The organism is Facklamia sp. P12955 (assembly GCF_050409565.1).
GTDB lineage: Bacteria > Bacillota > Bacilli > Lactobacillales > Aerococcaceae > Facklamia.
Map to the genome: position 1 here is coordinate 1 of NZ_JBNUPF010000043.1, position 5,273 is coordinate 5,273.

3 protein-coding genes and 1 tRNA gene are annotated in these 5,273 nt (G+C 36.2%); all 4 read right to left on the bottom strand.

Annotated features, from left to right (window positions below; all coding sequences use genetic code 11):
- Positions 1–88: 88 nt before the first annotated feature.
- A complete protein-coding gene (locus ACQV2G_RS08860; protein WP_428875543.1) occupies positions 89–1,516 on the bottom strand; it encodes an alanine/glycine:cation symporter family protein in 1,428 nt (475 codons plus the stop codon).
- Between the two features lie 489 nt (positions 1,517–2,005).
- Positions 2,006–2,088: transfer RNA gene (locus ACQV2G_RS08865), tRNA-Leu, on the bottom strand.
- A gap of 55 nt (positions 2,089–2,143) precedes the next feature.
- The gene (locus ACQV2G_RS08870; protein WP_428874575.1) at positions 2,144–4,330 is read right to left on the bottom strand and encodes a Tex family protein; all 2,187 of its coding nucleotides are present in this window, start codon (positions 4,328–4,330) and stop codon (positions 2,144–2,146) included.
- Between the two features lie 4 nt (positions 4,331–4,334).
- A complete protein-coding gene (locus ACQV2G_RS08875; protein ID WP_428875545.1) occupies positions 4,335–5,069 on the bottom strand; it encodes a metallophosphoesterase family protein in 735 nt (244 codons plus the stop codon).
- Between the last annotated feature and the right edge of the window lie 204 nt (positions 5,070–5,273).

Genomic DNA, 5,273 nt, shown 5'->3' on the forward strand with positions numbered 1-5,273 from the left:
TATACCATTCAATTAACCGTTTAAATACAAACTCCAACTTTTGAGGTTCACATCAATTCAGAAGATCTTTTTGTGAAAATATATTTGTTTAGTGAGCCTTTTCGTATTTATAATCCCATGATAGATGTTCTGCATCGATTTGAACTTGTTTGTCATAATCTTTCAGGACTTCTGCTGTTTTACCTGACAAAAAGATTAGAGCAATTATATTAGGTAAAGCCATTAGCCCCATTGATAAGTCAGCAATATCCCAAACTACACCAGGACTTGCAAAATAACCCATGGCAATTGCCATCAAAGCAACTAACTTAAAAGAATGAATGATTTTCCCATTATCAAAGATAAATTTAACATTGGACTCTGCAAAGAAAAACCAACCAACAATTGTAGTTAAGGAAAAGCTTGATAAGGCGATGGCTAAGAATGACTCTCCAATTTTTCCAAATTGAATTTGGAAAGCAGTTTGTGTCATGATTTGACCATACTCACCTAAAGCTTGAGGTGTCATAGCTTGGATTGTTTCAATGGAATAAGCCCCTGTTAAAAGATTTATCATGACCGTTGCCACACAAATAATAAAAGTACATATAAAAACACCAATCATGGCAATAAAGCCTTGTTCAGCAGGATGTGAAGTCACAGCTACTGCATGAGAATGGGGGGTTGATCCCATTCCGGCCTCATTTGAAAATAAACCTCTAGCTAACCCATATCGCATTGCTTGCTGAACACTGATTCCTAGCGCTCCTCCAGCTATCGCTTGAGGATTGAAAGCGCTATTAATAATCAACTTGATAGTGGGTATCAATTGATCAATGTTTAAAATCATAATTAATAATGCCACTAAAACATATGATATGGCCATAGTAGGAACAACACGCTCAGAAAATTTACCAATCCGCTCCATTCCTCCAATAAGGATCCAGCCAACCACCACTATTAAAACACAGGCTATCAAGAATTGATTTAAACCAAAAGCCGTATTCATTGACGAAATAATAGAGTTAGCCTGAACCATAATACCAACTAATCCAAGTGCAACAATGCACAAAACAGCAAAAATATATGCTAGCCACTTTTGCTTTAAACCATTTTTAATATAGTACGCAGGTCCTCCAACTAACGTACCATCTGAAACTTCCCTCTCCCTAAATACTTGAGACATGGTAGCTTCAGCAAACATTGTAGACATTCCTAAAAAGCCAGAAACCAACATCCAAAATGCCGCTCCCGGACCGCCACCAATAATAGCAGTTGCAATCCCTACTATATTGCCAGTCCCTACTTGAGCCGCAACGGCTGTAGCTAAAGATTGAAAAGGAGTCATACCACCTTCTTTGGCTGATTTACCCTTTATAATATCTGATATCATACGTTTCAGAGCAGGAAAAACACGTGAAAACTGCGGGAAACCCAAACGAACAGTCATAAATAATCCGATTCCAATAAAAGCATATAAAAGAACATAATCCCATAAATAATCTCTAAGTGTTACAACAATATCTGAAAAATTCATTAAATAATTCCTTTCTTAATTAGAAACAGCTGAAGTAGACCTGTTAATAAATAAATAAATAACTTTCATATAAAGGTTCACTCCTTCCAAGATAATTTGTCGCTACTTGTTAAGATTAACACAAACTATAAGGTAAATTAATGGTTTTCATTAATTTTTTTAATCGTTTTACTCAATAGTATTATAGCTGATATGTTATTTTTAAACATTTGAATGCTTGAAGGAAATTGTGACTTAATTACTAACGTTCGATGTAGAATTTTAGTCATTCATAAGTATGCTAAATATCGAATAAGATTGATAAAAGGCATTCTATTTCATTTTTATGTTAATAAGTAGATTAGTTTGAAAGAACTTAGATCATTAACTAGAATTCTTAATTTTAAAAAGAAAGAAGTGGTATCCATCCGATATAAACACCGAATAAATACCACTTAAATAATCACAAAATATCAACTTTTATTATAACTTCCATAACCAAAATCCTAATGCGGCCGAGAAGACTCGAACTTCCACATCCTTAAGGATACCAGCCCCTCAAGCTGGCGCGTCTGCCATTCCGCCACGACCGCTCTATCAATAACGATAGTATATATTGTAACGAATCGGCAGCGCTTATGTCAACTTTTATTTAGGATTTATTAGTTTTAATCCAATGCGTGACCGTTCACGATCAATAGAAATTACTTCTACTTCAACAATATCTCCCACGGCTACTAGCTCAGAAGGATGCTTAATGAATCGACCTTTTGGTGAACTTAATTTAGATATATGGATAAGTCCATCCTGTTTAACTCCAATATCAACAAAAACGCCAAAGTCGACAACATTTCTTACAACACCCTGTAACTGCATATTTTCCTCTAAGTCTTCCAGCTTCAAAACATCGTCTCTTAAAATAGGCGCATCCTGACCATCTCGAATATCTTGACTAGGATTTATCAAGCCTTCCAAGATATCCTTGGCTGTTTCTTTTCCAATTTGATAAGTTTGAGCAATCTGCTGGGTGTCTAAAGATTTTAAAATTTGACTGCTTTCTACTTGACCTATTTCATCTAAAGACAAGCCATTATCTTCTAGAATCCGTTCTGCAATTGCGTATGATTCTGGGTGAATAGAGGTCTGATCTAGAGGGTTTGTTCCTTTTATAATGCGTAAGAAACCAACAGCTTGTTCATAGGTTTTTGGTCCCATGCGTTTCACTTTTTTAATCTGTTTTCGATCCTCAAACCTACCAATCTCATCTCTTAAAAGAATCACATTCTTAGCTGTTGCATGGGTCATTCCAGATACACGTTCTAATAATTGAATACTAGCAGTATTAATGTCGACTCCTACCTGATTGACTGTCATATTAACGACAAAATCCAATTCATCTGCCAATAAATTTTGGCTAACATCGTGCTGGTATTGTCCGACTCCCATTGATTTCGGATCAATTTTTATCAACTCTGCTAGAGGATCTTGCAATCTTCTTGCGATAGAAACTGCACTTCTTTCTTCTACTTGATAATCAGGAAATTCTTCACGAGCTATTTTACTAGCTGAATATACAGAAGCGCCTGCCTCATTAACAACTATAAACCGAATAGACCGGTCAATCTGCTTAACTACTTCACTTACAAAGACTTCAGATTCTCTACTTGCTGTTCCGTTACCAATAGCAATAACATCAACTTGATGTTGTTCAATCATTGACTTTAAAATAGTCGCTGCTTGTTGGCGCTTATAGTCAGTTGCAGGTGGATGCGGATAGATTACACCCTTATCTAGCACACGACCAGTTTCTGAAATAATCGCCAATTTGCACCCCGTACGATAAGCAGGGTCTAATCCGAGTACGCGAAAGCCCTTCATTGGAGGCTGTAAAAGTAAATGACGTAAGTTCTCTCCAAAAATAGCAATCGCATGGCGATCTGCCCTTTCAGTTTGTTCACTCCTAATTTCACGCTCAATTGCCGGCTGAATAAACCGTTTATAGGCATCTTTAATTGCTAACTCAATCCGCTCTTTTTGTTGGTTAGGCAGTTCTTCATCTAGAATATGCTTTTCTATATACTGAAGCGCCGGTTCCTCATCTACTTGGATTTTAACTGAAAGAACCCCTTCTTTTTCACCACGATTGGAGGCTAAGACACGATATTCAGCAATTTTCATTAGTTTTTCTTGGAAATCGTAATACATTTGATAAACTCCACGTTCGTCAATGTCTTGCTCTTTTAAAGTAGTGGTCCAATAGGCATTATATTTTGTATATTTTCGAATAAATTCTCGGAAATCTGCTCGATCCGATATTTCTTGAGCAATAATCTCATGGGCTCCTTCGAGTGCTTTGTCAACTGATGAAACCGACTCGTTAAGATATTTTTCGGCCTCTTGCTCCAGTGGAACATCTAAGTCTTTATTAGTTAGCATCCAACTTGCTAAAGGTTCTAAACCATTCTCAATAGCCACCATCGCTTTAGTCCGACGTTTTTTCTTAAAGGGACGATATAAGTCTTCTACTTGTTGTAATGTCTGTGCCTGTTCAATATTTTCTTGAAGGTCAGCATCCAGCTTCCCTTGTTCCTCAATCGCTTTTAAGACATCCTCTTTGCGTTGATGGAGATTTAAAGCATACTGATACTGTTTATCGATATCATAGATTTGAACCTCATCTAGAGACCCAGTCATTTCTTTACGGTAACGTGAAATAAAAGGGATTGTATTCCCTTCCTCCAATAAATTAAGAACCGCATTAATTTGATTGACTTCTATATTTAATTCGTTGCTAATGGATTTGATAATATTTGCTTGATTGTTTTCATTATTCATCCTATCATTCTCCTTCTAAAACTGGGACGGAATATATCTGAATTACTGCCGTTTTACTAACTTTCATAGCATGCAGTTCTCCTCCAAAGACACAACCACCATCAATTCCCCATTTCATATCTTTACGCCAAACATTGGAATTATAGTAATTCTGATGAAGCACCATAGTTGGAGTGTGCCCAAAAATAATTTGTTTACCGGTAGAATTCTTTGTTTGATGAAAGCTGTCTCTAATCCACAGAAAATCGTGATCAGAAGTGTTTTTCCAGTTTTCAAGCGACAAATCTACACCAGCATGAACAATAATGAATTCTCCATATTCAAAATAATAAGGGAGACCCTCTAACCAAGTTTCCAGCTTAGGATAAGTCTGTTTAATTTGACGAGCTAGTCGTCTGGCTTGTGATTTTACGACTTTCTCTTCAGGAATATTTAATAACTGACAAATAGTCGCTACTCCACCATTCATAATGTAATGATTAAAAAAATTATGCGGGCTTCGCAAAAAATTTAAGAGCATGGATTCGTGGTTCCCTCTTAAACAGAGGGCATTCTTTTCTTTTTGAAGTTGCCATACACGGTTTAAAACAGCTAAACTATCATAGCCACGATCAATATAATCTCCAATAAAGACCAATCGCTCTTCTTCAGGTATCCAACTTGCTAATAGTTGATCTAATTCATCACTCATTCCGTGGATATCTCCGATAACAAATAAGTGCTCTGGATTATTTTTCACTGCTTCACCGCCTTTAAAATCGAATAAATTAAGTATAGCATAGCTTAAGTAGTAGGAAAATCATAGAATATTTTATAGAAAGCTCTATCAATAGTAAAGCCCCTCACGCAAGTTAGAATAAACTACTTGAAGGGCTTTATTGTTTTGGTTCTATAATAAACAGGGTGGATGGAAGAAAAAAACACTTCCTTCCATCCTATTTTT

What these genes read in the sequence shown, in the direction of transcription:
- ACQV2G_RS08860 (WP_428875543.1), bottom strand. Translation starts at nt 1,516, where the DNA reads ATGAATTTTTCAGATATTGTTGTAACACTTAGAGATTATTTATGGGAT.
- ACQV2G_RS08870 (WP_428874575.1), bottom strand. Translation starts at nt 4,330, where the DNA reads ATGAATAATGAAAACAATCAAGCAAATATTATCAAATCCATTAGCAAC.